This window comes from Mesorhizobium sp. M0119, from assembly GCF_040322615.1.
Lineage (GTDB): Bacteria > Pseudomonadota > Alphaproteobacteria > Rhizobiales > Rhizobiaceae > Mesorhizobium.
This window is the reverse complement of sequence record NZ_JAMYTU010000010.1, coordinates 1-21819: the sequence shown is the minus strand read 5'-3', so window position 1 is coordinate 21819 and position 21819 is coordinate 1. Positions and strand designations below refer to the sequence as shown.

Here is a 21819-nt window from a genome sequence, read left to right as displayed (position 1 = left end):
GAAGGCCGTGTCTCTTTCCCTTCCGGCCGAGCCAATGCCAGGACAGATCCGCTTCGGCGCCTTGCGGCGGTCAGCCAAGCTCCTGTTCGGCACGCCGCTCAATGCCGCCCTGACGCTGTTGTTCGGCGTCCTGCTCGTCGCCACGGTACCGCCGATGCTGCGCTGGCTAATAATCGACGCCGTGCTGTTCGACCCCAATCCAGGCGCCTGCCGGGTTGCCACCGGAGCCTGCTGGAGCTTCATCTACGCCAAGTCCGGGCAGTTGCTGTTCGGCATCTATCCGCTCGACGAACGCTGGCGCCCGGCGATCGTCTGCCTGCTCATCCTGGCGCTGCTTGCCTGGTCGGTGCGGCCCGCCAGTTGGGCCCTGCGGCTGCTGGCGCTCTGGGTGGCAGCGTTCGTGCTGATCTTCTGGCTGATGGGCGGCGGCATCGGCCTGACCGAGGTTCCGACCTCGTCCTGGGGCGGCCTGCCGGTGACGCTCATCCTCACCGTCGTTGCCATCGGCGTCGCCTTCCCGGTCGGCATTCTCTTGGCGCTGGCCAGGCGCTCGACCATGCCAGCGATACGCATCGGCGCCGTGGTCCTGATAGAATCGGTGCGCGGACTACCGCTGCTGTCCATCCTGTTCGTGGCGTCGATCATGATGCCGCTGTTCCTGCCCGAGGCCCTGTTGCCCGACAAATTCGTGCGCGCGCTGGTCGCGCTCACCATCTTCGCCGCGGCTTATCTCGCCGAGGTGATCCGCGGCGGCCTGCAGGCCATCCCGAATGGCCAGTACGAGGCTGCGGCAGCGCTCGGCCTGCCCTTCTGGCGCACGCAATATCTCGTCATCCTGCCGCAGGCGATCCGGGTGGCGATCCCGGCGCTGGCCAACACCATCATCGTCATGATCAAGAACACCAGCCTTGTCCTGGTGGTCGGCCTGTTCGACCTGATCAGCTCCGGTAAAGCGGCGCTGGCTGACCCGGACTGGCCGTCGCCGGCGGCCGAGACATTCCTGTTCATCGGCGCGATCTTCTTCGCGCTCTCCTTCTCGTTCGCCCGCTTCGCCGACTTCCTGGAGCGGCGCGGCCCGACCGCTCACTAGGAAATGCCTTGATGTTATCGTCCGCCCCAACGCGCGCTCCGTCCATGACCGATCCCAGCGCTCCGCCCGCTATCCAAATGACCGGCATGAATAAGTGGTACGGAAACTTCCATGTGCTGAAGAATATCAACCTGACCGTCCATCGCGGCGAGAAGCTGGTGATCTGCGGTCCGTCCGGCTCGGGCAAGTCGACGATGATCCGCTGCATCAACCGGCTGGAGGAGCATCAGCAGGGGCAGATCGTCGTCGAAGGCGTCGAACTCAGCAACGATTTGAAGCAGATCGACGTAATCCGCAGTGACATCGGCATGGTGTTCCAGCACTTCAACCTGTTCCCGCATTTGACCATTCTGGAAAACCTGACACTGGCGCCGATCTGGGTGCGCAGGATGCGGCGCGGGCAAGCCGAGCAGACCGCCATGCACTATCTGGAGCGGGTGAAGATCCCGGACCAGGCGCATAAATATCCCGGCCAGTTGTCCGGCGGCCAGCAGCAGCGCGTCGCCATCGCCCGTGCGCTCTGTATGAGCCCGAAGATCATGCTCTTTGACGAACCGACCTCCGCCCTCGATCCTGAAATGGTCAAGGAAGTGCTCGACACCATGGTCGCGCTGGCCGACGATGGCATGACGATGCTGTGCGTCACGCACGAGATGGGATTTGCCCGCCAGGTCGCCGACCGCGTCGTCTTCATGGACCAGGGCGAGATCGTCGAGATGAACACGCCCTCCGAATTCTTCTCGCATCCGCGTCACCAGCGCAGCAAACTGTTTCTTGCCCAGATCCTGAACTAGCGAACCTCTCCCGCCAGCCCATGCGCCGGCCGGATGGGCAGACGCAAATCAGAAATCCATCCGGGGCCTGGTCAGCGCGCAGCGACCTGCCAGACCGCGACGCCGGCCCAGGATCAGGCCGGCGACGCCTTCGATGCTGCGCGAGATAATGTCGAACAAGCGCGGCCGACTCTCGAAGGAATACACCAGGCGTTCGCGAAACAGGATCGACAGCGCCGCGAGTTCCGGCCATTGGTAGATGTTCGGCCCACAACTTCTGCACGTCGACGATCCGGGCGCCTGGCGGTGGGCGCTCCGGTCCTGTTTCGACGATAATGCGCCGCCGGCCGGCGCAGGCACAGCTGCCACGTATTGCAGCAGACGGCAGAGGACGAGAACGTCGTCCACAACGCAACTCTCGACTCGAAGTCGTAGCTGCATCATATGGCCTGTTCACCAAGCGGGCTTTGGGGGCTAGCACGAAGTCGGGCACCCACTTTGGCACCTCCACTTGCGCGAGCAGTAGTCCGCTTTCCTTCGCAAATGCCATGTGGCAAGACGGATGGATGGCGGCGGACAGCGAACATAAAAGCATCTCTGCGAGAGCGTTGGGCATCGCATTATCAGCTGCTGCCCTCGTGCCGCATTTCACAACCCCAGCCTTTGCCCATGCTTCCGAGCGCGGCTATGTCATGCTCCTGCCGACCGGATATTATGTCGTGGGCGGGGCGGTGGCCGTAGCCGCGAGTTTTCTGGTTCTGGCTGTCCTCCCGCCCAGGCTGCTCGAACGCATTTCGGCATCCCGCCTGCCAATTGGTCAATTCGGCGACGCCGCGCGCATTTGGATCAGCACGCTCGCCTTCGCGGTTCTCGCCATACTCGTGGCGGCGGGAATTCTCGGCAGCCGAGATCCGCTGTCGAATCCACTTCCGCTAACGGTGTGGACGCTGGTCTGGGTCGGACTGACATTGCTTCAGGGCGTATTCGGCAATGTTTGGTCGTGGACAAACCCGTGGTACGGGCCGTGGCGCATTTTCTCCAGCGTCTTCCCGGCATTCCGCGATCGCACAATGCCACAAGGACTGGCTTACTGGCCGGCGTTGATTTTGTTTGCAAGCTTCGCCTGGTTCGAGCTGATCTATCCGGCGCCCGAAGATCCGGCGCGGCTTGCGTTCGCTCTCATGGCCTACTGGCTCTCGACCTTCGTCTGCATGATCATCTTCGGCTACGAAGGCTGGAGCCGGCGCGGCGAGTTTCTGTCCGCGTTCTTCCGCATGGTGTCACGCTTCGCCATCGTCGAAACGACGCCGGACCACCCAAGCGGGGGGCGCGCCCTCTCACTCTGCTGGCCTGGAGCGAAATTGTGGAGCGCGCAAGCCTTGCCGGCGAGCGGTATGCTCTTTCTGTTGCTGACGTTGAGCTCGGTGTCCTTCGACGGTCTGTCGAAGACCTTCTCTTGGCTGGGCGCGAATGGTGTCAATCCGCTCGAATTTCCGGGGCGCTCGGCATTAGTCGGAATCAACAGCGCCGGTCTTGTGCTGATGTTTATCGCACTTGTCGCCGTGTTCTTCGCCGCACTGTTTGTCGGTGAGCGGTTGGCCGGGAGCATCTCTTTCGGAAAAGCGGTCGGGCTCCTTGTCTGGTCGATCGTCCCGATCGCGCTCGCCTATCATTTTTCCCACTATCTGACGGCCCTCCTGGTGAACGGCCAGAATGCGCTCGTCGCTATTTCGGATCCGTTTGATCGGGGATGGAACCTATTCGGCACGGCGCACATGAATGTCGGGGCGGGAGTGATCATGGGCTCCGATGCAGCGTGGATCATCTGGAACTTTCAGGCGGCGGCGATCATCGGCGGCCATATACTTGCCGTTCTGGTCGCGCATGGGCTGGCGTTCCGTTTGCATCCGGCGCGCAGCCGCGCGGCGCTCAGCCAATTTCCGCTGACCGTTTTTATGGTCGGATATACGGTTTTCGGGCTGTGGCTGCTGTCCACGCCGACGGCCGTCTGACGGCCGCAAGCCACGTATCGGAGGCGTTGGTCGACAGACCTCACGGCGGTGTATCGCGACCTCAAGGACATGCGTCGAACAAAGCCGGTGGTTGGTGAATTGGCAACGCCGGCACTGCAACTGACTGCTTCACAGTTCTTCGGCCTGATATCTAAGCCGACGGGACGCCCTCGGTGGCCAGACGCCGGAAGATCTGGTCGACTTGTTGCGGCGGCAATTTGGCGCCGCCGTCGAGCCACCAGATCAGCACCGACAGAAAGGCACCCACGACGAACTGGACGATCAGTTCGTTCGGCACGACATCGGGGAGCTTCCTGTCCTTCTTTGCGGCAAGCTCCGCGCGCACGAGATCGCATAGAATCTCGCGGATGCTGCCGAGCACAATAGTCCCACCGCGGCCCCCGGCCAGAGCTCGGTAGAGATCTATATGTTCACGCGCGTGCTCGAACATACCGAGCACGAACCCCAAGCTGCGATCTTTCAGCTCGCCTGGCGCTGCAAGCGCATGCCGCTGGCGTTCGACCAGCATGGCGCGCAGATGATCGTCCAGGCCGCTGCGCTTGAGGTCGTCCTTGCTGGTGAAGTGCGCGTAAAAGGTCGATCGGCCGATGTTTGCCTCATTGCAGATGTCCTCGACGGTAATTGCTTCATATCCCTTTCTCAGGATCAAAGTGATCAGCGCATGGTGAAGAGTCGACCGGGTCCGGGCGACACGGCGGTCTATCGTCTTTTCCGTTACCATGAGCTTTTCCGGTCAGATGGCAGAGGACCGTGCGGTACCGGACATTCTGCCGCGAATGGTCGTTGACGCGTTCCCGGATATCATGTCAGTTTCCGAACATGATGTCCATCAACCGGCGAGAGTGGCCAAGGAGTCTCTGATGAGAAAACATGGGCATAACAACAGCGGAGCCGGCGCGCCCGGCCGCATCATACATTGGGCAGCACGCTACGATCTGATGACTTGGCTGTTCACCTTAGGCCGCGAACGCGCCTTTCGCGAAAAGATCCTCCGGTTGACGCAGCTCGAACCTGGAGAGTCCGTCCTCGATATAGGGTGCGGGACGGGAACGCTCGCTATACTTGCCAAGCAGCAGGTCGGGCCGACGGGCACCGTGCACGGGATCGATGCGTCACCGGAAATGATCACCAGGGCGGGTGCGAAGGCTCGAAGAGTCGGTCTGAAGGTCACCTTTGAAAAGGCCGCCGCCCAGGCATTACCGTTCCGGGATGCCGAATTCGATGTCGTAACGACGACGCTGATGCTCCATCATCTTTCTGCCGATGGACGTAATCAGATGGCTCATGAGATACACAGAGTCCTGAAGCCATCCGGTCGCGTACTCGCCGTCGACTTCGTGCAAGCGCCACAGGATGGAGGCTTCATCGATCGCTTCCACCATCACGGCGTCAGCACAGTCGACGACATCATAACGGAATTCCGGGACTCGGGTCTCAACATCGTCGCTAGCGGCGCGGTTGGCACGAAGAACCTGCAGTTCGTGCTAGCCACGGCGGCCGCCGACGTTGCCCGTATTCGCGATAGGTTTGTCGCTCTCGGCACGGAAGAACCCTCAGGCCCGGCACGGCCTGCAGCCATGAGCCACCTGCACACCATAGGCCTGGTGCTAGGCATCGTCGCGCTGATCGCCATGCACGCAGGCGCGCCCTGGTGGCTATCGTGGCGCGGTCTAAGCGACGCCTCAAATCCGATCTCTTACACAGTGATTGCACTCGTGGCCCTTTTCGTAATCTTCAAGATCGGATTGCTCGGTGGCCTGCATCGGTGGAGCAGAGGCCGCCGCCAGCGTTGAGGCCGCTTGCTATTACGACATCGCGTCTCGCTACGGCTTGTTGGACACGCAGGAGTTCACCTTTCACACCCGGACGCGAATCGCGCGTCCGCTCCGGTCTCCCCGCCTTGCGAGGGTGGTGGTAGGCCAATCTAATCCCGTCGCAGCGAGATCAGACGCTGGCAGACGGCGCTTAACGTTATTCTCGGAAGACCAACTGCCATTCGTTGTCAGATCACCGGGCGGTGATCACTCTCAGCCAGATGGCAGGCGGCGACGCCGCCATGAGGAACGGGACGCAGTTGGGGCTCGTCCAACCGGCAGATATCCATCGCCACCGGACAGCGCGTGTTGAACCGGCAGCCCGGCGGTGGATTGCTCGGGCTCGGCGGGTCGCCTGCGAGGATGATGCGGCGGCGGTCGGCCTCAATGCGCTTTCCCAGCGATAGAGGGTCGAACGCGGCACTCCGACGGCCCGCGCTGCCTGCCCGGCATCCAGTCCGTCCCGCATCGCGCGCCGCCATCGCGCCACCGCGTCGCGTCTTCTCTCTGCTTCGATAGTTGGGGTCTTCGCGCCGAGAAGCCGCGACGCCCGGCCGGCGTTGCGTATAATATACCGGGCAGGCCAAAAACCTGCATGGGGTTCTCCTATGATTCGAGCTTCGCAACCCGAGTTACGGAGAACCCCTCCTCAACTGCAAGAATCTCATATCTGTCTGAGCGCGGTCACCAGTTTGACCTGCCAACCATGTCTCACGAGCAATGGCAGGCACTTAAGCCAACGCTACAAGAAGCGGAATAATAACCGGCAAGAGGTTCCTCTCGGCCCGCCTGAGTAACCAGGGCTGCCGACAGAGCGCTTTCCCACTCACTGCCGGCCCGGTACCGGAAGGAAGGAGCGCAAATCTCTGCTTCGCCACCAGAATGCGCAACGCATCAGGTCCCGCACGCTCAGCTAGATCTGACGTTTAATCATGCGGCCGAGACCCGCTTCGCGAATAGGTCGCCGGCGAACCTGCACGCCGCCTTGTGCATTGAGCTTACTTCTTGCGACACAGGCTCAGCCTCCGCACAAGCTTCCACTGAAAGGGGACACCGCGTCCTGAAGAAACAGCCGGAGGGCGGATTCGTCGGACTTGGGATTTCGCCCGTGATCAACGGAGGGTTGCGCCGACGTTCGGTGGCAGGATCAGCCTCGGGGACAGACGCGAGAAGGAGTTGGGTGTAGGGATGGCTCGGATTCCGGTAGACCTCTTCCGAGCTACCGCTTTCCACCACCTTGCCGAGATACATCACGTAGACCCGGCTCGCCGCCTGCCGGACAAGCGCGAGGTCATGCGCGATGAAGAGGCAGGACACGCCGAGCTTCTCTCTGAGGTCGAGGAATAGGTTCATGACCTGCGCCCGTATAGACAAGTCTAGCGCGCTGACCGGTTCGTCGCAGATTAAAACCCGCGGCTCTACGGCCAGCGAGCGCGCGATCGCGATGCGTTGCCTCTGGCCGCCTGAGAGTTCACGGGTGAATCTGTCCCGGACCGTCGTCGCCAGACCGACTTGGTTGAGGAGCTCAGCGATCCTCCCCTCGCGTTCCGTTTGCGAACGCAAACCTGCAATTATGAGGGCTTCGTTTATGGCTTCGCCCACAGTTTGGCGATCATTCAGCGATGCATAGGGGTCCTGGAACACGTACTGAACTGCCCGACGCGCTTCCCGCAGACGGCGTCCACTCAAGGAGCCGAGGTCGATGCCATCAAAAACGACACGTCCGGATTGGGGTTTTTCCAAGCCGACGATCGAACGGCCGAGCGTGGACTTGCCGCAGCCAGACTCCCCCACCAAGCCGACGATCTCGCCTTGATTGAGGTGGATTGAGACGTCGTTTACCGCTTTGATCGTTTGGCCACGTTTGGCGCTTGGAAAGCTGGTGACCAGATGCTCGACTTCGAGTACCGCGCTCATTATGCGCACTCCTTCGCCCGAATATTCAGAACGGGACAGGCGGCTGACACACCCGGAACTGCCGTCGGCAAGAACGGCGGTCGCCGCTCGCCGCAGGCATCCACAGCGTATCCGCAGCGGGGCATGAAAGCGCACCCTGTGATCGGCGCGCCAAGGATGGGCGGAACGCCCGGCAATCCACGGAAACGCGATCCGATTGCGTCCTGTTTCCTCGGAATTGCGTCGATGAGGCCCATCGTATAGGGATGCTGCGGCTGGGAGAGTACACGCTCGGTCGGTCCGGTTTCGACGTGGCGCCCCGCGTACATCACCATTACGCGGTCGGCCGAGCCCGCCACGACACCCATGTCATGCGTGATCAAGATCATGGCCATGTCCATTCTGGACTGGATTTCCTTCAGCAGTCGGAGGATTTGCGCCTGGACCGTCACGTCGAGCGCGGTGGTCGGCTCGTCGGCTACGAGAAGTGTCGGCTCGGCGGCAATGGCGATTGCGATCATGACACGCTGTCGGAGACCGCCCGAAAGCTCATGGGGATACTGCTTGAGGCGTATTTCGGGGTCGGACATCCCGACCATCTTGATAAGTTCAAGCGCCCGGGTTTCCGCAGCTCTTGCGGTCATGCCGAGGTGAAGCTCGGCTACTTCGGCTATCTGCCGTCCGACCCGGCGGGCGGGATTGAGCGCGCTCATCGGGTCCTGGAAAATGAAGCCAATGGATTTTCCGCGCAGGCTGCGAAGCGTTTCATTGTCCGATCCGACGAGCTGGCGGCTGTCGAACAAAATGGTGCCCGATATATCCGCCTGGACGCCCACGGGCATCAGGCCGAGAGGCGCAAAGCAGGTGACCGTTTTGCCGCTACCGCTTTCTCCCACAATCGCGAGGGTCTCTCGGCGGCTCAGTTCATAGGCTACTCCGTCGACTGGGCGGACCACGGTATGCGCCGTCAGCAGGTCTATGGTCAGATCTTTGACGCGGAGTATCGGTTCAGAACTCATGGCCGTGCCTCCTTGGCCCAGAATGCGGTTACCCGGCGGCGGGCCGCGAGCATCCGGGAGGTCAGCGGCTTCGGAACTCTGTTGAGGGCGACCGCTTCACCGAGGATGTTGAATCCGATGACAGCTAAAGTCAGGGTCAGTCCCGGCAGGATGACCTGGCGCGGATCGGACTCGAGATATGGAAGCGCGTCGACCAACATCTGTCCCCATTCAGGCGTCGGCGGCTGGATGCCCAGCCCGAGGAAGCTCAACGTTGCGATTGCGAGCGCGACTGCTCCGGCGTCGGCCGTGGCATATACGAGCACCGCCCCGATCGTCGTGGGAAGAAGATGGACAAAGTAAATGCGAACGGGACTTGCGCCCAATACTCTTAGGGCCTCCATGTGGGGCTTGTTCATGGTGTTGACAGCCACGGCCCGGCTAATGCGGGCGCTACCCGGCCACCAGGCGAGCGCGAGCGCGAGGATCATGTTCCAGTAGCTGACTCCGGCAATGCCGATCACCGCAAGTGAGACGATGAGGCTGGGGATTGCCTGGCCGACGTCAACGATGCGCATCAGCAGTTCGTCCGTCCAGCCCCGCCGGTATCCGGCAATCGTGCCGATGGCGATGCCGATGGCGTGCGCGCACACAAGGACGAGACAGACTCCGACCAGCGACGTCCGAGCCGCCACAATCAACCTGCTCAATGTATCGCGCCCGAGATGGTCGACTCCGAAGGGATGGGCGAGCGTCGGGCCCTGGCCAGCGATCAGCAGGTCTTGCGCATTGGGATCATGTGGCGCGATGTAGGGTGCGAGCAGTCCCAACAGAACGAACGCGCCGATAGTAAATACCGCCGAGCGCGGGAAGGCGCCAATGGCCTTCAGGAGTGGTCTGACTGGCTGCATGTTCAGCTCCTTTGAAGTCTAAGGCGCGGATCGGTCAGCGTAATGCAGATGTCGACCACGACGTTCAGGATGATGAAGAACGTGATGAAGACCAGAAGGCAGGCCTGCACGACCATGAAGTCGCGGAATCTCACCCCGGTCAGGAAGAGGTCGCCGATGCCCTGCCAAGCGAACAGAGGTTCGACAACGACCGCGCCCACGACCATCGTCCCGATCTGCGTTCCCAAGGCGTTCAAGTACGTCGGCGCGATGTTCGGGATCGCGTCGCGAACCAGAATACTCGTCCTTGACAGTCCTTTGCTCATGGCCGTTAGGACATAGGGTTTGGCCATCGCCTCCTCGAAGCCAACTCGGACGACGCGGCTCAGAACTGCTGCGGGAAGAAATCCCAGAGTGAGCCATGGAAGCACCCAACTGACGGGTCCGGCAAACCCGAAGGTCGGAAAGACGTGCCACGTGACCGAAAAGGCGTAGACCAGCAGTGCTCCGACGAAGAAGGACGGAGTCGAAGCGCCCAGAAGAGCGCTCCCTCGGGTGACCACGTCTGGCGCCCTATGTGCCCAGAGCGCGCCTACGAAGCCGACGAACAGGCTCAGCAAGAAAGCCACGACCGCTCCGCCCGCAACGAGGGTGGCGGTCGCGGCAAGGCGGCTCTTGAGGGACGCGCCGACCGCCTCGCCCGTCTTGTAGGAAATGCCGAAGTCGCCGTGGATCGCTCCGTTCAGCCAGAAGCCGTAGCGTTCGAGAAGCGGCTTGTTGAGCCCCAATTCCTCCTCGACCTTGGCGATATCGGCTTTGGTGGCCGTCGGCGTCCGCAGCTCGGCGATGAGTATCGCCACGTTGCCCGGAGCGGATACCACGAGCGCGAAGCATAGAACGGACGCCAGAAACAGCAACAAGACTGCGTTGCGGGCCCTTTTAGCGATGAAGGCGAACACGGCCGTATCCTACTCCGCCAGTGTGATATTCTCGTAGGGCATGTCGTACTCGGTCGCGGGGCTCTGGAAGCCCTTCACCCGAGCGGCATGCGCCCATATGCCCGGAACGAAGAGCAGCGGCGCGATGGCGTCGTTGTCGTGCAGCCAGTCATAGACCTTCTGTAGAGCTGCTTCCATCTCGCCTTCGGGCGCGGACATCGCGGCGAGCACCAACGGATCGAGGTGCTCGGGGTCGATGAAGAGCTTGCCGTCCACGCCGTTGTCATAGGTGGATAGGAACAGGCCCACCACAGTCCCGAAAGGTTCGTATGGCGCGCCGAACGTCTGGAAGAAAGCGAGATCGAACTTGCGCTCCGGAATGTCGCTGTGCCGCGACGCATGATCCACCGAGCGGATCGTGAGCGTGACGCCAATCTCCTGGAGCTCGGACTGGATCACTACCGCGACGGATCGGGACCCCGGTACTTGCTCCTCGCTAACGACCAGTTCAATGGCAAGGTCCTTGCCGTCCTTCTGCCTGACAGGCCCCCCGACCCAGCCTGCCTCCTCGAGCAGCGACTTTGCGGTCTCGGTATCCCGCCTAGGCACATCGAAGCGCTTCCCCGAATACGGAACGGTTTCGGAGAACAGGTTGCCAGTGGAGGTCGCCAGACCGCGGTAAAGCACTTGCGAGATCGCAGCCCGGTCGATGCCGAGGTTGATCGCCTTGCGGACTTTCGGGTCCCTCAGCGCTTCGACGCGGGAAGTGTTGAAGGCCATAATCATTGTGGTGGTGCCGGGATCGATGACGACGTCGATGCCCGCTCCCTTCAGCGTCTCTGCTTCCGTTGCGGTCAAAGGCGACACAAACGCTCCGCCGATCAGATCCACGTCGCCCGCGCGCAACGCTGCCATGCGGCCGCGCGAGTCCGGAAGGACTTTTACCTCAAGATATTTGAAAGAGGGTTTGTCACCCCAGTAGGCGTCGAAGCGCTCGAAGGCACTGCCCTCATTCCCGGCAGTCGCTTGATGCCACGGTCCCGTGCCGACGGGTGCCTTATAGCTACCGTCCCCAGAGACCGACTTGGGGCTGAGGAGCCTGACTGGCCGGACGTAAGCGAACTCCTGGAGCAGGCCGAGGACCGGTTCCTTGAACCGGACGTTGACGTGATCGTCGTCGACGATGTCCGTTCCGGCGTAAAGCCGGGACGAATTCATCCAGTTGTTCGCTTCGAGTCCGATCCACCTCTTCAGGTTCCATTCCACCGCCGCGGCGTCGAACGGAGTGCCGTCGTGGAAAGTCACGCCCTTGCGCAACGTGAGCTTAAGCAGCCTGCCCCCGTCTTCGACCGACCATTCGGTCGCCAGCCCTGGCTCGATCTTACCGTCATGGCCGTATTTAACCAGCGGCTCGAAAACGAGGTCCTGAACGCCCCACAGGCCGGTGTATTTGTGAGGATTGATATCCCCGGCGGGCTTGGCGATCGCGATGCGAAGCGTGTCCTTAACCTCTGATGCCGCAACGATTGACGGCAGGATGGAGGATAGCGCCGAAACTCCCAGCAGTTTTGAGACGCCCGCCAGGAAGGAGCGCCTGTCTATTCGCATGAATTCGTTGTTGTTGTTCATTGTCATTCCCCTTTTTGTGTTCACTCACAGCATTGATTGCCGGATGTTTTCTTTGCCGAACCGCTCGTCGTCGATCCGTGCTTGGATTTGGGCCAACATTTTCTCGAGATCGGCCATGAGATCGTCGTGCGATTCCAACCCCACGCTGAACCGCAGAAGGAGGTCCTGCCCACTCCAGGTCGTCGCGGAGCGGTTGCTCTTCACGGGCATGGGGGCAACGAGGCTGCGTGTCCCACCCCACGAGGCGCCGATGGCGAACGTCTCTAGCGTATTGAGGGCCTCCGGCACGTGCAGCAGTGCTTCGGGAACCAATTCCACGCTGAACACTCCGCTCGCGCCGAGGAAGTCGCGCTTCCAGAATTCGTGCCCGGGACAAGACGGCAGGGCGGGGTAGAGCACACGCTCGACGGCTGGGTGGCCGCGGAACCAGTTGATCATCGCCGTCGCGCCGTCGTGCGCGTGTTTCATTCGCACGCCAAGAGTCTCCATGCCCCGCAACACCAAAGAGGCGTCGTCGGGGGAAACGCCGATCCCGGCGCGCCCCATAGTCGCCTTGAGCGCGTTGAAAAGCTGCTCGGAAGCCACCGTGATCGATCCCATCAGCACGTCGGAATGGCCCGAGATATATTTGGTGAGCGCTTCGGTCACGATGTCGGCCCCATGTACGAGGGGCTTGAAGTTAAGAGGGGTCGCCCAGGTGTTGTCGAATCCGACGAGCGCGCCGTGCCGATGCGCGATCTCGGCAATCCGCGGCAGATCCTGGACTTCCATGGTCGTCGAACCGGGGGACTCGCACCACACCAGTTTCGTGTTCCCGTTGATCCGACGTTCGAGCCCCTCGGGCGAAGTGGGATCGTAGTACTCCGCTCGGACGCCAAACTTTGCCAGATCGGTGTTCACAAAATCACGGACCGGGGGATAGGCCGTGTCCGCCACCAGTACCTTGTCTCCGGCATTGAGGACGGCGAGCATTGCGATTGCGTTTGCGGCCTGGCCCGATGGCGCGAGAAGCGTCCGGTGACCCTGCTCGAGCTGAGTGATCTTTTGCTCCAGTGTACGCGTCGTCGGGGTGCCGTAGAGGCCGTAGGAATAGCCGTCAGGCCCTCGCTGGCCGCGAGTGGCGTAGGCTGCGGCATCCGCGAATACGATCGTCGAAGCCCGATGGACGGCTGCACCCAGAGCCTCGAAGCCGTCTGTTTTGACTTTGGGGGTCACAACGCATTGGGTGAGATCGTTCATGCTTGCTCCTCATGTGTTGGAGACAGTTACAGCATGACAAAACCTATTCCGTCCAATATCAAGATCGGGATGTGCTATTCTCTCAGGTTATAGGTGCGCCATGAATCTTCGCCAGATCGAGGTCTTCCACGCCGTGATGACGATTGGAACCGCCTCACGCGCCGCGGAGATACTACGCATCTCACAACCTGCGGTGAGCAAGGCCGTCCAAGAACTGGAGCGCGACATCGGTTTCGCGCTCTTCCACCGCATCAAAGGACGGATGTCGCCGACGGCAGAAGGCAACCTGTTTTTCAGGGAAGTGGAGACCTCATTCTCCGGCCTCATCCATTTGAAAGGGGCCGCGGCGCGGATTCGCGACTTCGGTTCGGGGGAAATCCGGATCGCAAGTCTCTCCGCATTAAGTACGAATGTAATGCCAAAGGCATTAAAGGCATTTCAACACCGTCACCCTGACGTTGCGATCACCTTTCAGGCAAGGCTATCCTCGGAAGTCAAAGAACTCGTCGCCTCCGGCCAGTTCGACGTCGGCCTGGCGGCGGACGAGATCGATCTTGCGGGCGTCGAAGCCCACCCATTCCGGAACTACCGGGTCGCGATCGCCATGCCCAAGGGCCATCCGCTAGAGGAGAGGGAAGTGATCCGTCCCGCCGATCTCCATGGGCAGGCCTTCATCGCGTTGGCTCCGGAGGACACTACGAGACGGGAAGCAGAGGCCATCTTCGCTGATCACGGCATCAAGCCCAAAGTGGTTCTAGAAACCCCCTATTCCACCACCATCTGCTCGATGGTCAATGCGGGGCTTGGATGCGGAATGGTCAATCCTTTAACTGCCCTTCCCTATCTCAACGGAAACCTCAGCCTCCGTCCATTTCTCCCGGGAATCTCCTTCCGAACCCTTCTGTTGTTGCCACCCAACCGACGTCCATCGAGAGTAGTTAGCGACTTTATCGAGCAGCTGATGCGTATCGCATTGGAAATTGATGGGGCTGTCCAAACTTGACTTCACTTTCGTGAACGTCGGCTTCTGGGCCCCATGCCGTCACCCGCCAGGCCGCAATTAGGATAGCGCGCCTCGCTCAGCCGCAGCAGCGAAATTGGAACTGGGAGTTCGATGAGTGTGGGGAAGGCGGCAGCGCTCTCCCGGTACCATCACTGCAGCGCTAGGCGCTGTTCCTGGTTTACGATTTGGCAGGTTGAGAAGCTCCGCCAGCGCACCGCGAACTTTCAGCTCAACCTGTCCCCTACCCTCCGTCGGAATGATCTCGATCCCCGTGACCAGTGAGCGGATGATCCTCGCCGCCTCGTGCCGCTCACACTCGTCGGATTGCAACGCGTCCTGGAGCTCGGATACTTGCCGACGGTAAACCGTTACCGCAGCCGGATGAAACTCCACAATGCTTTCCGCGGCCGCCATCGCCTGAAGCTCTCGGGCTAGAGTCTCCTTTTCGCGCTCGAGGTCCAGTAGCTTCGATTTCATGCTGGTCGTCGCGACACCTTCAGCGATGGCATCGACGATGTTAGCGATCTGCCTGTCGATGCCGGCATGCCGCCTTTCGACTTCCCTTTGCCGCTCGCGGTTCATGGCGTTCAGTCGCTTATGCTCAGCATGATATTCAGCAAGGAAGCCCGCAATGGCATCTGGCGCCAGCAAGCGCCGCTGGATGCCTTCCAGCACACGCTTCTCAAGCTCGCCAACACGGATCGTTCTGTTATTGGTACAAGTGCCTTTCTCACGGTGCGCGGCACAAGCAAGCTGGTTCCTGTTCTTCACCGTATAGGAAGCGCCACAGCAGCCGCACCGCACGAGCCCCGAGAACATGTGCTTCGGCCGTCGGCGGTGATGGAGTTTCATGCCTCCATAAAGCTTCTTGCGGGCTTGCACTGCATCCCATAGCTCATCGTCGATGATACGCAGATGCGGCACTTCAACGACCTGCCAGGTTTCCGGCAGATTCGGCCGCGAGATGCGCTTCCTAGTCTCGGGATCCTTGCGCATTTGAAGACGATTGAAGACGAGCAGCCCGATATAGGCTTCGTTGTAGAGAAAGCCGCTTCTCCGCTTGAGATTGCCATTGATGGTCGAGGCGCCCCACGCACCCCCAAAGGGTGATGGGATACCTTCCCTGTTGAGGCCTGCAGCTATCGTACCCGCCGATTGACCAGCCGCGAATTCCCGAAAAATCCGACGCACGACCTCGGCTTGATCCTCATCGATCTCGCGCAGACCGCGGATCGGTTCGCCGCGTTCATCGAGTTTTTTGACCACGCGATAGCCGTAGGAGAGGCCGCCGGCGTTGTAGCCGTTCAATATGCGGCCGCTTTGGCCCCGCCTGATCTTGGCGGCTAGGTCGCGTAGGAACAACGCGTTCATCGTTCCTTTCAGGCCCACGTGCAGTTCGTCCACGGCGCCCTCAGAGAGAGTGACGATCTTGACACCGGCAAAGCGCAGCCGCTTGAAGAGGCCGGCTACGTCTTCCTGGTCGCGTGACAAGCGATCGAGTGCCTCGGTTAGAACGATCTCAAATTGCCCGCTTTGAGCATCGGCGGGAAGCCGCTGGATGTCTGGTCGACGGATGATGCTTGAGCCGGATAGGGCGGCATCGGCATAGGTTCCAACGACAGTCCACTTCTCCCTGGCCGCGAGCTCTCGGCAAAGCCGCAGCTGATCCTCGATAGAGGCTTCGCGCTGGTTGTCGGATGAGTAACGAGCATACAGCGCGACACGGGTCATGGACCGCTCCTATGCCTCTGTTGCTAATGTCCGCCGCCGCCATCCCCACCCTCCCCTTCTGACGGTGCTTTCTCAGGAGGATGAACTTTGTTGTCGTTGGCCGCCGGCAATTCCTCGAAATGCTCCCGAGCAACCCGCCGACCCAACAAACGGGCGATCGACAGGACGGCTCGTTCAGCCATGTCTGGTGCCGACGTGTCAGCACTGTAATCATGGCTTGCGCTGTCGTTCCCAGGTTTGGCCTCGTCCACCATGGCATGCTCGCTCTTCTGTGTAGATCAAGGGCATTGAGCGGCGTGATGATCGGCAAGACAAGTTCAGTTGCAGCGCGGTCCGTACGGTGGCGTGCAAATACTTGCGCGCTGCGATTTGGGAATTCCGAAACCAAGCCAAATTGTCAAAGCTTGAGCCTATTGCAATATCGCACGCGATATCCAATATGCTTGCATGAGACTGCTTCTCGATACGGCGACCATGGTGGCGGCGATCCGAAGTGACGCTGGAGCCTCGCGCCAACTGTTGGTGGCGGCTTTGGAACGCCGGCTGACGCTCATCGCTTCGGTGACGTTGATGATCGAGTACCAGGCGGTCATGACAAGGCCCGAGCACCTTGAGGCTTCCGGCCTGTCGGCTGAGGATGTGAACGCGTTGCTAGATGCCGTGGCGGCCGTCGCCGAGCCCGTTCGCCTTGTCTTCCTCTGGCGACCCGCCGTTCGCGACCCGGACGACGACATGGTGCTGGAAGCGGCGGTCAACGGACGGGCGGATGCTATAGTGACGTTCAACCTACGCGACTTCGGCAAGGTGGCCGAGCGCTTCGGTATCATGGTCCTGTCGCCTGGTGAGGCGCTGAGACGATTGGAGAGAAAGACATGAGGAGAAGCAATTTCGCACTGCGGCTTCAGCTCTCGCTTCTCGATGAAGCGCGCAAGGTGGCGGAGAGCGAAGGCGTGCCGCTCAATCAGTTCATCAATGTGGCAGTCGCCGAGAAGCTTTCGGCGCTGCGCACGGAAAGCTACTTTCAGGAACGCGCTGCCCGTGCCGACATCCCCAAGGCGCTGGACATCCTGAAGCGGGCCGGCAAAGGGAAGGTGCCGATCAAGGGCGACGAACTGCCGGAGTAGTGCACCCTGAGGGTTGGAGCGGCATCGCTCGTGCCGGAGGCTTGCCTGCGTCCAAAGCGTCCGCCGGGCCGAAAACTGCCGGTCAAGGCTGGCGCGGCACGCGCCACCGCGAAGCGGCTCTGGCCTTGACGGGCTGGCTTCGGTCCGGCTTCGTCTCGACTAGCGGGCAGTTCTCTTGCCGGACATAATCTCCCCATCTATCGGGAAGAGTCTGGACGAGCCTTGCCGGACGCTGCTTCCGCCACGGCATTGGGCGAACCCGCTTGAAGATGGGCGAATACCCGAAACCAGAATCGATACTCCTGTGTCCGCCCGTCGCAACGCGCCGACACGGCGCCCCAGGCGATTGCGGTTGCGGCTGTCTTTCCCCACAGGGCTGTCGCTGCCTCTGCAGCTTCAGGCCACGGTCCATTTGTGCACGGCGGCATCGCGGTTGAAGGCATCCAGCAGATCGGGATCGCTCACCGCCGGATGGTGAGATGCCGCAAGAGTGCTCTGTGCTGGCAATTCCTGGCGGTTGAAGGGTGACGTGAGGCAGACGCTTCGCGCAAGTTGAGGGGTTCTCGGCTGAAGCCGGAAGTTGGGTTGGATGGGCTTCATAGCTCGCCTCCTTCTTCGTCTTTCAGGCGCGGAAACAGCAGCCAGCCCGCCGCTTGCCGAGCTTGCGACGCTGCTCGCCGCGAATGAACTGTTCCGGCATCGTCTGCTCGGCGATGAGCACCAGATCGCTGAGCGCCGAGCGGATTTGCGGCCAAGGGAACACGGAGCATTCCTCCCAGGCTTCGCCCTCGCGCAACACGGCATCGAGCTTGCCCGCCACACCGGCGAGAGTCGTAGCGGGGGTCGTTGAGAACGCTTCCAGCAGATCCTGTGCCCGGTCGCCAGCCTCGCACTCGGCCTTGAGCGCGGCGGTGTAACCAGCCTCCTCGGCAGCTGCATCCCAGCGAGCCTGAAGCGGCCGGGATCGAATTCATTCCAGAGAACGGTGGCGGCGCTGGTGTTCGCTTGTCACAGCGTTCCGCTGGCGCATGACAATCGGCTTTTTTGAGCCGCCGCACATTTGCGGCTAGCGGCCCAAATGGGCGCTTCAGCGCCAACAGGCGAACCAACACGTACGTCCGCAATGGGCCTGATCCCGGACCTTCGCACCGAGCTCTCGCATGTCCGCTCGCGTGCTGGGTACCCTAGCAGCGGACGGTCTGCTCGGCCCCATTTCTGCCGCCTCGGACCGCGTGGGTAGTGGGAGAAATACGGCCCGATTCCATTCATCCGCTCCCGGCTGTCGCAAAAGTTATATAGCGCAAACGATGACATAGGGGTTCTCAGTTTCATCCTGTCGGGCGCAGCATTGCCGCAGTTCGCTTGCCGACAACTATTCCTGCTGGAATTGACAGGGCCAATCTTCAGGCCTCGTCAAGCCAGAAGGCAACTCGGTCCGGGCGTCTCCGCAAGCCATGTTGAGCTGCCACTGGGACAGACCCACCGAATTGGAAAGGTCGACGCCCTCGATACGGGTCAGAAAGAAAAAGGCGCGGTCAAAGTCTATCGGCGCGGTGAACGTCGCTCCCCGGAAGTCCGCCCGTGCGAGATTGGCAAACGAGAAGCGGCTGCCGCTGATATCGGCGTCATGGAACTGCGCACGCCCCAATTCTGCCTTTGTGAAATCAACATTGGTCAGATTGGCGTCCTGGAAATTCGAGCGCTGTATTTCCGCGCTCGCAAACACAGCGCCCTGCGCGTCCATACGGCTGAAGTCGGTCCTGTAGGCCTCGATTCTGTCGAACCGGGCGCCTTTGGCGGTCGAGTCGGCCAGGGAAGCACGCACAAGCGTTGCCTTCTCAAGATTTGCGGCAACGAGATTGCTGTTCCTGAGGTCGGTCGAAGTGAAATCAACACCGAACAGGTTCGCCCCGCTCAGGTCCTGTCCTTCTAGGATGAGAAGCTTCTTGTCACACTCGTGCCAATTGACGCCAGGCGTCGCGGCTGCGTCGCAATTTTGAGCGGCAGTGGCGTTCTGCCAAGCAAACACAGTGCAAACCGCTAGAACCAAGCCGGATGCGCCGTAAGCTCTGGTTCGCCTCAAAGTCATTGTTGCTGGACCTCTGCTACTCGCCGACACTCAACCTTACCACATCTGCTGACACTCGAGCCACGGTGACCACCGCCGTCACAGTTAGCGCCGATCAACCCGCGCGTAGGGCGCGATTTGCGAGCGGCTCCCCATATCATCGGCGGTCCAGCAGAGATTCATTTGTCACAGGCCAGGCGCTTCATTCCGCAGGTATGCTTGACTAAGCCGAGGAGAGCGGTCGTTCAGGATGGCGCGGTCGCGTGCCAAGATTGGCCTCCGCTCTGGACGTTTGTCTCGCTAATGAGGAGCCTGCTCGGGTGCTGACCGCCACCGCCGGCGTCCGCTGCCGACAAGCGTGAATCCGCTTGGTTCCGCACCGATCGGTACTTCCCGACGGCGAGGTTGACCCGGCACGGGGTGCTCGTCGCGTATCCTGATTCCGCTGTCGCATGAACCCCACGACTTCGCTTAGCGAGGCCGAAGTTGATCTCTGCCATCCCCCAGGTCGAACCATCAACCCCGCATATTTGTGTCGTAAGCTGACGTGCCGCGAATACCCGTTTTCGGTAGCCGGGCTTTATGGCGGACGCCCAACCTATTCTTGTATTTTTATTGATGTAAACAATGACTTATGGCGGTGAGGGAGGATTCGAACTCCGCGCTTGGAAGAGCGTCCTTCTCGTCTTCACCGTGCAGGCCGGTTACTCTGGGCGGCAGAGTGCCCTTCCGCGCTTCGTTTCCGATATCAGCGCCGGCAACTGACCAAGGCATAGCGGGCTCGTAACGATAAGGACGGTTCTCGCCATTTGAGGACCGCAACGGGTTGGCGAGTCTAGTCTGAGCGATCAAGCCCGCGCTCTGGACGAGGTCCCATCCTCACAGAATGTTCGCCCACCGGGCCAAACGTGACGCAACGGAACGGATGGTTCACCCGTAAGGTCTTGGGGAGATTGCGAAAGGAGACCAGCATATGACCTGCGAACGAGACGTCGGCACGTTCGAAGAGCCCGTGACCGTTTTGCTGTCCTCGGGCAAAGTCAGTGTTTCGAGCACCCGCGAAGCCGCCGAAATGCTGCTTTACCGCTGGCCCATTGGAGAAACCGGGCGCCGCATCCAGGCTCGCATGGCGTGCATGAAGGTGCTCGGCGGCGGCAGCGCACCGGAGGTAGCGCGCGTGGCATTTCTCAACGCCGCCAAGGAAGCGAAAATCCTGACTGCTTGACATCTCGTCAACGCGTGCCCCACCACTGTCCATCGTGCATCACTCTTGCAGCGGCCATTACATTTGTGCAAACATCGTGCGTCGATCATGCGGAGACGCCGAATGCTTGCGCGAGAAGGCTGGAGCCGCGGATCTGCACTCTACGTCGACCCGCGAGTTGACGCGCTCTGTGGCGAATTCCACGTAGAGATCGTCCCCAAGGGCCGCTATCCGAAAGGAAGGCCAGACGCGCGCCGTCGGCTCCATGCGCCGGCTGATCGACAATCATGGCGCTGAGCATGCACGGTTGGTCCTGTGTGTCCTGGCTGAGGGCCGCGGCGAACCACGCGCTCACCGAAGAAAGCAGCCTGACGGCCGTCTCTGACTTGCTGCTGGCCGGTCCGGACCTAGTGGAGCAGGGCATGGCCGCCGTGCTCGAGGTTTTCGACGCGATCCCGCTCGGCGCATACATGGCGATCGTCAATGAGCTGCGCGGCCGCGTTCAACAGGGGCATGCGCTAGCTGGGATCCTTACCGGCGCCTCCGGGAGAGCTCGCTAACGCAAAGGAGACTATTCGGTCCCGGATGGCCAAGGCGGACGCCAGCGAGGCTGAAAAGGGCCGGCAGGGCTTCACCAAGCGCCAGCGCAGCCGCGAGGAACTGATCGCACTCGGCAAGAGGATGCTCGCGGTCAAGGCGTCAGTGCCTCATGGCGAGTTCGGACCATGGCTGCGCGATCAGCCTATCACGTACGATTTGGCTTTGCAGGCGATGCGGCTGGCCCGCGGCTGCTGACTAGAAGCGATCGGCCGAACCAAAGAAGAGGCGCTCCCTTGTTTCGCGCCGTATCCCCATCTAGCCTGCACTATTGTCAGTTGAGGTGACGGGTATGAAACAGAATCAGGTTGGCATTCAGCGATCATTCGCAAGCAACGCATTGGCCATCGGGCCTTTGATATCGAGCATATCTCTGGCAGGGTGCACTACAGTCTCAAATAGCGGTGCGGATGGTCGACGCCGCCGTCCGGCACCTATACGGATATTGTCGTTGTGACGGTCACCTTTTGAGATAGGCGCATGGAGCCGACGCTTGCTGGGGATTGCCCAGGCCCGGCACGATGCTCCGCCCGACCCCCTACTCGTGCCGGGCACACTCCTCCGGCTCGTTAGTCACTGCTCTCAAGCGGCTCCCCTATCTCGAAGACGCTCCCGCGTGCTGAGCAGGCGGTTGATCAATTGACAAGCAGCGTGTGATCGTAAGGTTTCGCCAGCAGTGGTCCTCCATCGCACCAGCTGCGCATTTCGCAAAAGCCGGACAGTGATTCCGCTAAGTCGCGGACAGCTGTTTCATTAAGTCGCGGACAGTTTGGCGGTGTCGGTTCTCGGGTG

The 21819-nt window shown here is 61.1% G+C and carries 25 protein-coding genes; 10 read left to right on the top strand and 15 right to left on the bottom strand.

Annotated features, from left to right (window positions below; all coding sequences use genetic code 11):
* Positions 1-34 precede the first annotated feature (34 nt).
* Complete coding sequence (locus NKJ40_RS12120) at positions 35-1090, top strand: amino acid ABC transporter permease (protein WP_352453297.1); 1056 nt, start codon at positions 35-37, stop codon at positions 1088-1090.
* 44 nt (positions 1091-1134) lie between these two features.
* Positions 1135-1884 carry an amino acid ABC transporter ATP-binding protein gene (locus tag NKJ40_RS12115; protein WP_352466289.1) on the top strand — a complete coding sequence of 250 codons (750 nt, stop codon included), beginning with the start codon at positions 1135-1137 and terminating at the stop codon, positions 1882-1884.
* Positions 1885-1932: 48 nt separating this feature from the next.
* Here NKJ40_RS12115 and NKJ40_RS12110 read toward each other — a convergent pair whose 3' ends face one another.
* Positions 1933-2271, bottom strand: coding sequence for a hypothetical protein (locus tag NKJ40_RS12110; RefSeq protein WP_352453299.1), 339 nt, complete (start codon positions 2269-2271; stop codon positions 1933-1935).
* 158 nt (positions 2272-2429) lie between these two features.
* Here NKJ40_RS12110 and NKJ40_RS12105 point away from each other — a divergent pair, with 158 nt between their 5' ends.
* Positions 2430-3875, top strand: coding sequence for a hypothetical protein (locus NKJ40_RS12105; protein WP_352466288.1), 1446 nt, complete (start codon positions 2430-2432; stop codon positions 3873-3875).
* A gap of 151 nt (positions 3876-4026) precedes the next feature.
* Here the strand turns inward: NKJ40_RS12105 and NKJ40_RS12100 are convergent, their stop codons facing one another.
* On the bottom strand, positions 4027-4617 hold the full coding sequence (locus tag NKJ40_RS12100; RefSeq protein ID WP_352453301.1) for a TetR/AcrR family transcriptional regulator: 591 nt from the start codon (positions 4615-4617) through the stop codon (positions 4027-4029).
* A 16-nt stretch (positions 4618-4633) separates the two neighbouring features.
* Here NKJ40_RS12100 and NKJ40_RS12095 point away from each other — a divergent pair, with 16 nt between their 5' ends.
* Positions 4634-5689 (top strand): methyltransferase domain-containing protein, encoded by a 1056-nt coding sequence (locus NKJ40_RS12095; RefSeq protein ID WP_352466287.1) that lies wholly within the window; start codon positions 4634-4636, stop codon positions 5687-5689.
* Between the two features lie 209 nt (positions 5690-5898).
* On the opposite strand, the gene NKJ40_RS12090 is transcribed toward NKJ40_RS12095, so the two are convergent.
* From NKJ40_RS12090 to NKJ40_RS12060, 7 genes are all read right to left on the bottom strand, one after another.
* Positions 5899-6192 (bottom strand): oligopeptide/dipeptide ABC transporter ATP-binding protein, encoded by a 294-nt coding sequence (locus tag NKJ40_RS12090; protein ID WP_352453303.1) that lies wholly within the window; start codon positions 6190-6192, stop codon positions 5899-5901.
* A 448-nt stretch (positions 6193-6640) separates the two neighbouring features.
* Positions 6641-7627 carry an ABC transporter ATP-binding protein gene (locus NKJ40_RS12085; RefSeq protein WP_352453304.1) on the bottom strand — a complete coding sequence of 329 codons (987 nt, stop codon included), beginning with the start codon at positions 7625-7627 and terminating at the stop codon, positions 6641-6643.
* Complete coding sequence (locus NKJ40_RS12080; RefSeq protein ID WP_352453305.1) at positions 7627-8625, bottom strand: ABC transporter ATP-binding protein; 999 nt, start codon at positions 8623-8625, stop codon at positions 7627-7629. Before NKJ40_RS12080 ends, NKJ40_RS12085 begins: the two co-directional genes overlap by 1 nt.
* Positions 8622-9515 (bottom strand): ABC transporter permease, encoded by an 894-nt coding sequence (locus NKJ40_RS12075; RefSeq protein ID WP_023680719.1) that lies wholly within the window; start codon positions 9513-9515, stop codon positions 8622-8624. Before NKJ40_RS12075 ends, NKJ40_RS12080 begins: the two co-directional genes overlap by 4 nt.
* A 2-nt stretch (positions 9516-9517) precedes the next feature.
* Complete coding sequence (locus NKJ40_RS12070; RefSeq protein ID WP_352466286.1) at positions 9518-10453, bottom strand: ABC transporter permease; 936 nt, start codon at positions 10451-10453, stop codon at positions 9518-9520.
* A gap of 9 nt (positions 10454-10462) precedes the next feature.
* Positions 10463-12061, bottom strand: a complete 1599-nt coding sequence (locus tag NKJ40_RS12065) for an ABC transporter substrate-binding protein (RefSeq protein WP_352466285.1) — start codon at positions 12059-12061, stop codon at positions 10463-10465.
* A gap of 24 nt (positions 12062-12085) precedes the next feature.
* Positions 12086-13300, bottom strand: a complete 1215-nt coding sequence (locus tag NKJ40_RS12060) for a trans-sulfuration enzyme family protein (protein ID WP_352466284.1) — start codon at positions 13298-13300, stop codon at positions 12086-12088.
* Between the two features lie 100 nt (positions 13301-13400).
* Here NKJ40_RS12060 and NKJ40_RS12055 point away from each other — a divergent pair, with 100 nt between their 5' ends.
* Entirely contained in the window at positions 13401-14303 is a 903-nt protein-coding gene (locus NKJ40_RS12055; protein ID WP_352466283.1) for a LysR substrate-binding domain-containing protein, read from the top strand.
* Between the two features lie 57 nt (positions 14304-14360).
* On the opposite strand, the gene NKJ40_RS12050 is transcribed toward NKJ40_RS12055, so the two are convergent.
* Together NKJ40_RS12050 and NKJ40_RS12045 are read right to left on the bottom strand one after the other, a co-directional pair.
* Complete coding sequence (locus tag NKJ40_RS12050; RefSeq protein WP_352466282.1) at positions 14361-16034, bottom strand: recombinase family protein; 1674 nt, start codon at positions 16032-16034, stop codon at positions 14361-14363.
* 23 nt (positions 16035-16057) lie between these two features.
* Positions 16058-16288: a hypothetical protein gene (locus NKJ40_RS12045; RefSeq protein WP_352466281.1), complete on the bottom strand. Its 231-nt coding sequence runs from the start codon at positions 16286-16288 to the stop codon at positions 16058-16060.
* A 193-nt stretch (positions 16289-16481) separates the two neighbouring features.
* Here NKJ40_RS12045 and NKJ40_RS12040 point away from each other — a divergent pair, with 193 nt between their 5' ends.
* Together NKJ40_RS12040 and NKJ40_RS12035 are read left to right on the top strand one after the other, a co-directional pair.
* Entirely contained in the window at positions 16482-16910 is a 429-nt protein-coding gene (locus NKJ40_RS12040; protein WP_352453315.1) for a putative toxin-antitoxin system toxin component, PIN family, read from the top strand.
* Complete coding sequence (locus NKJ40_RS12035; RefSeq protein WP_352466280.1) at positions 16907-17158, top strand: toxin-antitoxin system HicB family antitoxin; 252 nt, start codon at positions 16907-16909, stop codon at positions 17156-17158. The genes NKJ40_RS12040 and NKJ40_RS12035 overlap by 4 nt, the downstream gene beginning before the upstream one ends.
* Positions 17159-17355: 197 nt before the next feature.
* On the opposite strand, the gene NKJ40_RS31885 is transcribed toward NKJ40_RS12035, so the two are convergent.
* The 4 genes from NKJ40_RS31885 to NKJ40_RS12020 all read right to left on the bottom strand — a co-directional run bounded on the left by NKJ40_RS31885 (position 17356) and on the right by NKJ40_RS12020 (position 19247).
* Complete coding sequence (locus tag NKJ40_RS31885; RefSeq protein WP_502896152.1) at positions 17356-17586, bottom strand: Y4oE-related protein; 231 nt, start codon at positions 17584-17586, stop codon at positions 17356-17358.
* Complete coding sequence (locus tag NKJ40_RS12030) at positions 17555-17758, bottom strand: hypothetical protein (protein WP_352453311.1); 204 nt, start codon at positions 17756-17758, stop codon at positions 17555-17557. The genes NKJ40_RS31885 and NKJ40_RS12030 overlap by 32 nt, the downstream gene beginning before the upstream one ends.
* 22 nt (positions 17759-17780) lie before the next feature.
* Positions 17781-17978, bottom strand: coding sequence for a hypothetical protein (locus tag NKJ40_RS12025; protein WP_352453312.1), 198 nt, complete (start codon positions 17976-17978; stop codon positions 17781-17783).
* A 552-nt stretch (positions 17979-18530) separates the two neighbouring features.
* Positions 18531-19247: a pentapeptide repeat-containing protein gene (locus NKJ40_RS12020; RefSeq protein WP_352466279.1), complete on the bottom strand. Its 717-nt coding sequence runs from the start codon at positions 19245-19247 to the stop codon at positions 18531-18533.
* A 991-nt stretch (positions 19248-20238) separates the two neighbouring features.
* Between NKJ40_RS12020 and NKJ40_RS12015 the strand changes: the two genes are divergently transcribed.
* From NKJ40_RS12015 to NKJ40_RS12005, 3 genes are all read left to right on the top strand, one after another.
* The gene (locus NKJ40_RS12015; RefSeq protein ID WP_352466278.1) at positions 20239-20451 is read left to right on the top strand and encodes a DUF982 domain-containing protein; all 213 of its coding nucleotides are present in this window, start codon (positions 20239-20241) and stop codon (positions 20449-20451) included.
* 266 nt (positions 20452-20717) lie between these two features.
* Positions 20718-20990: a PDZ domain-containing protein gene (locus NKJ40_RS12010; protein WP_352466277.1), complete on the top strand. Its 273-nt coding sequence runs from the start codon at positions 20718-20720 to the stop codon at positions 20988-20990.
* Between the two features lie 25 nt (positions 20991-21015).
* On the top strand, positions 21016-21225 hold the full coding sequence (locus tag NKJ40_RS12005; RefSeq protein WP_352466276.1) for a hypothetical protein: 210 nt from the start codon (positions 21016-21018) through the stop codon (positions 21223-21225).
* The last annotated feature ends 594 nt before the right edge of the window (positions 21226-21819 follow it).

Excerpts from the sequence above, each read along its gene's own strand:
- NKJ40_RS12120 (WP_352453297.1), top strand. The coding sequence starts at position 35 with ATGCCAGGACAGATCCGCTTCGGCGCCTTGCGGCGGTCAGCCAAGCTC.
- NKJ40_RS12115 (WP_352466289.1), top strand. The coding sequence starts at position 1,135 with ATGACCGATCCCAGCGCTCCGCCCGCTATCCAAATGACCGGCATGAAT.
- NKJ40_RS12105 (WP_352466288.1), top strand. The coding sequence starts at position 2,430 with ATGGCGGCGGACAGCGAACATAAAAGCATCTCTGCGAGAGCGTTGGGC.
- NKJ40_RS12100 (WP_352453301.1), bottom strand. The coding sequence starts at position 4,617 with ATGGTAACGGAAAAGACGATAGACCGCCGTGTCGCCCGGACCCGGTCG.
- NKJ40_RS12095 (WP_352466287.1), top strand. The coding sequence starts at position 4,634 with ATGGCAGAGGACCGTGCGGTACCGGACATTCTGCCGCGAATGGTCGTT.
- NKJ40_RS12090 (WP_352453303.1), bottom strand. The coding sequence starts at position 6,192 with ATGGCGGCGCGCGATGCGGGACGGACTGGATGCCGGGCAGGCAGCGCG.
- NKJ40_RS12085 (WP_352453304.1), bottom strand. The coding sequence starts at position 7,627 with ATGAGCGCGGTACTCGAAGTCGAGCATCTGGTCACCAGCTTTCCAAGC.
- NKJ40_RS12080 (WP_352453305.1), bottom strand. The coding sequence starts at position 8,625 with ATGAGTTCTGAACCGATACTCCGCGTCAAAGATCTGACCATAGACCTG.
- NKJ40_RS12075 (WP_023680719.1), bottom strand. The coding sequence starts at position 9,515 with ATGCAGCCAGTCAGACCACTCCTGAAGGCCATTGGCGCCTTCCCGCGC.
- NKJ40_RS12065 (WP_352466285.1), bottom strand. The coding sequence starts at position 12,061 with ATGAACAACAACAACGAATTCATGCGAATAGACAGGCGCTCCTTCCTG.
- NKJ40_RS12060 (WP_352466284.1), bottom strand. The coding sequence starts at position 13,300 with ATGAACGATCTCACCCAATGCGTTGTGACCCCCAAAGTCAAAACAGAC.
- NKJ40_RS12055 (WP_352466283.1), top strand. The coding sequence starts at position 13,401 with ATGAATCTTCGCCAGATCGAGGTCTTCCACGCCGTGATGACGATTGGA.
- NKJ40_RS12050 (WP_352466282.1), bottom strand. The coding sequence starts at position 16,034 with ATGACCCGTGTCGCGCTGTATGCTCGTTACTCATCCGACAACCAGCGC.
- NKJ40_RS12045 (WP_352466281.1), bottom strand. The coding sequence starts at position 16,288 with ATGGTGGACGAGGCCAAACCTGGGAACGACAGCGCAAGCCATGATTAC.
- NKJ40_RS12040 (WP_352453315.1), top strand. The coding sequence starts at position 16,482 with ATGAGACTGCTTCTCGATACGGCGACCATGGTGGCGGCGATCCGAAGT.
- NKJ40_RS12035 (WP_352466280.1), top strand. The coding sequence starts at position 16,907 with ATGAGGAGAAGCAATTTCGCACTGCGGCTTCAGCTCTCGCTTCTCGAT.
- NKJ40_RS31885 (WP_502896152.1), bottom strand. The coding sequence starts at position 17,586 with ATGCCGCCGTGCACAAATGGACCGTGGCCTGAAGCTGCAGAGGCAGCG.
- NKJ40_RS12030 (WP_352453311.1), bottom strand. The coding sequence starts at position 17,758 with ATGAAGCCCATCCAACCCAACTTCCGGCTTCAGCCGAGAACCCCTCAA.
- NKJ40_RS12020 (WP_352466279.1), bottom strand. The coding sequence starts at position 19,247 with ATGACTTTGAGGCGAACCAGAGCTTACGGCGCATCCGGCTTGGTTCTA.
- NKJ40_RS12010 (WP_352466277.1), top strand. The coding sequence starts at position 20,718 with ATGGCGCTGAGCATGCACGGTTGGTCCTGTGTGTCCTGGCTGAGGGCC.
- NKJ40_RS12005 (WP_352466276.1), top strand. The coding sequence starts at position 21,016 with ATGGCCAAGGCGGACGCCAGCGAGGCTGAAAAGGGCCGGCAGGGCTTC.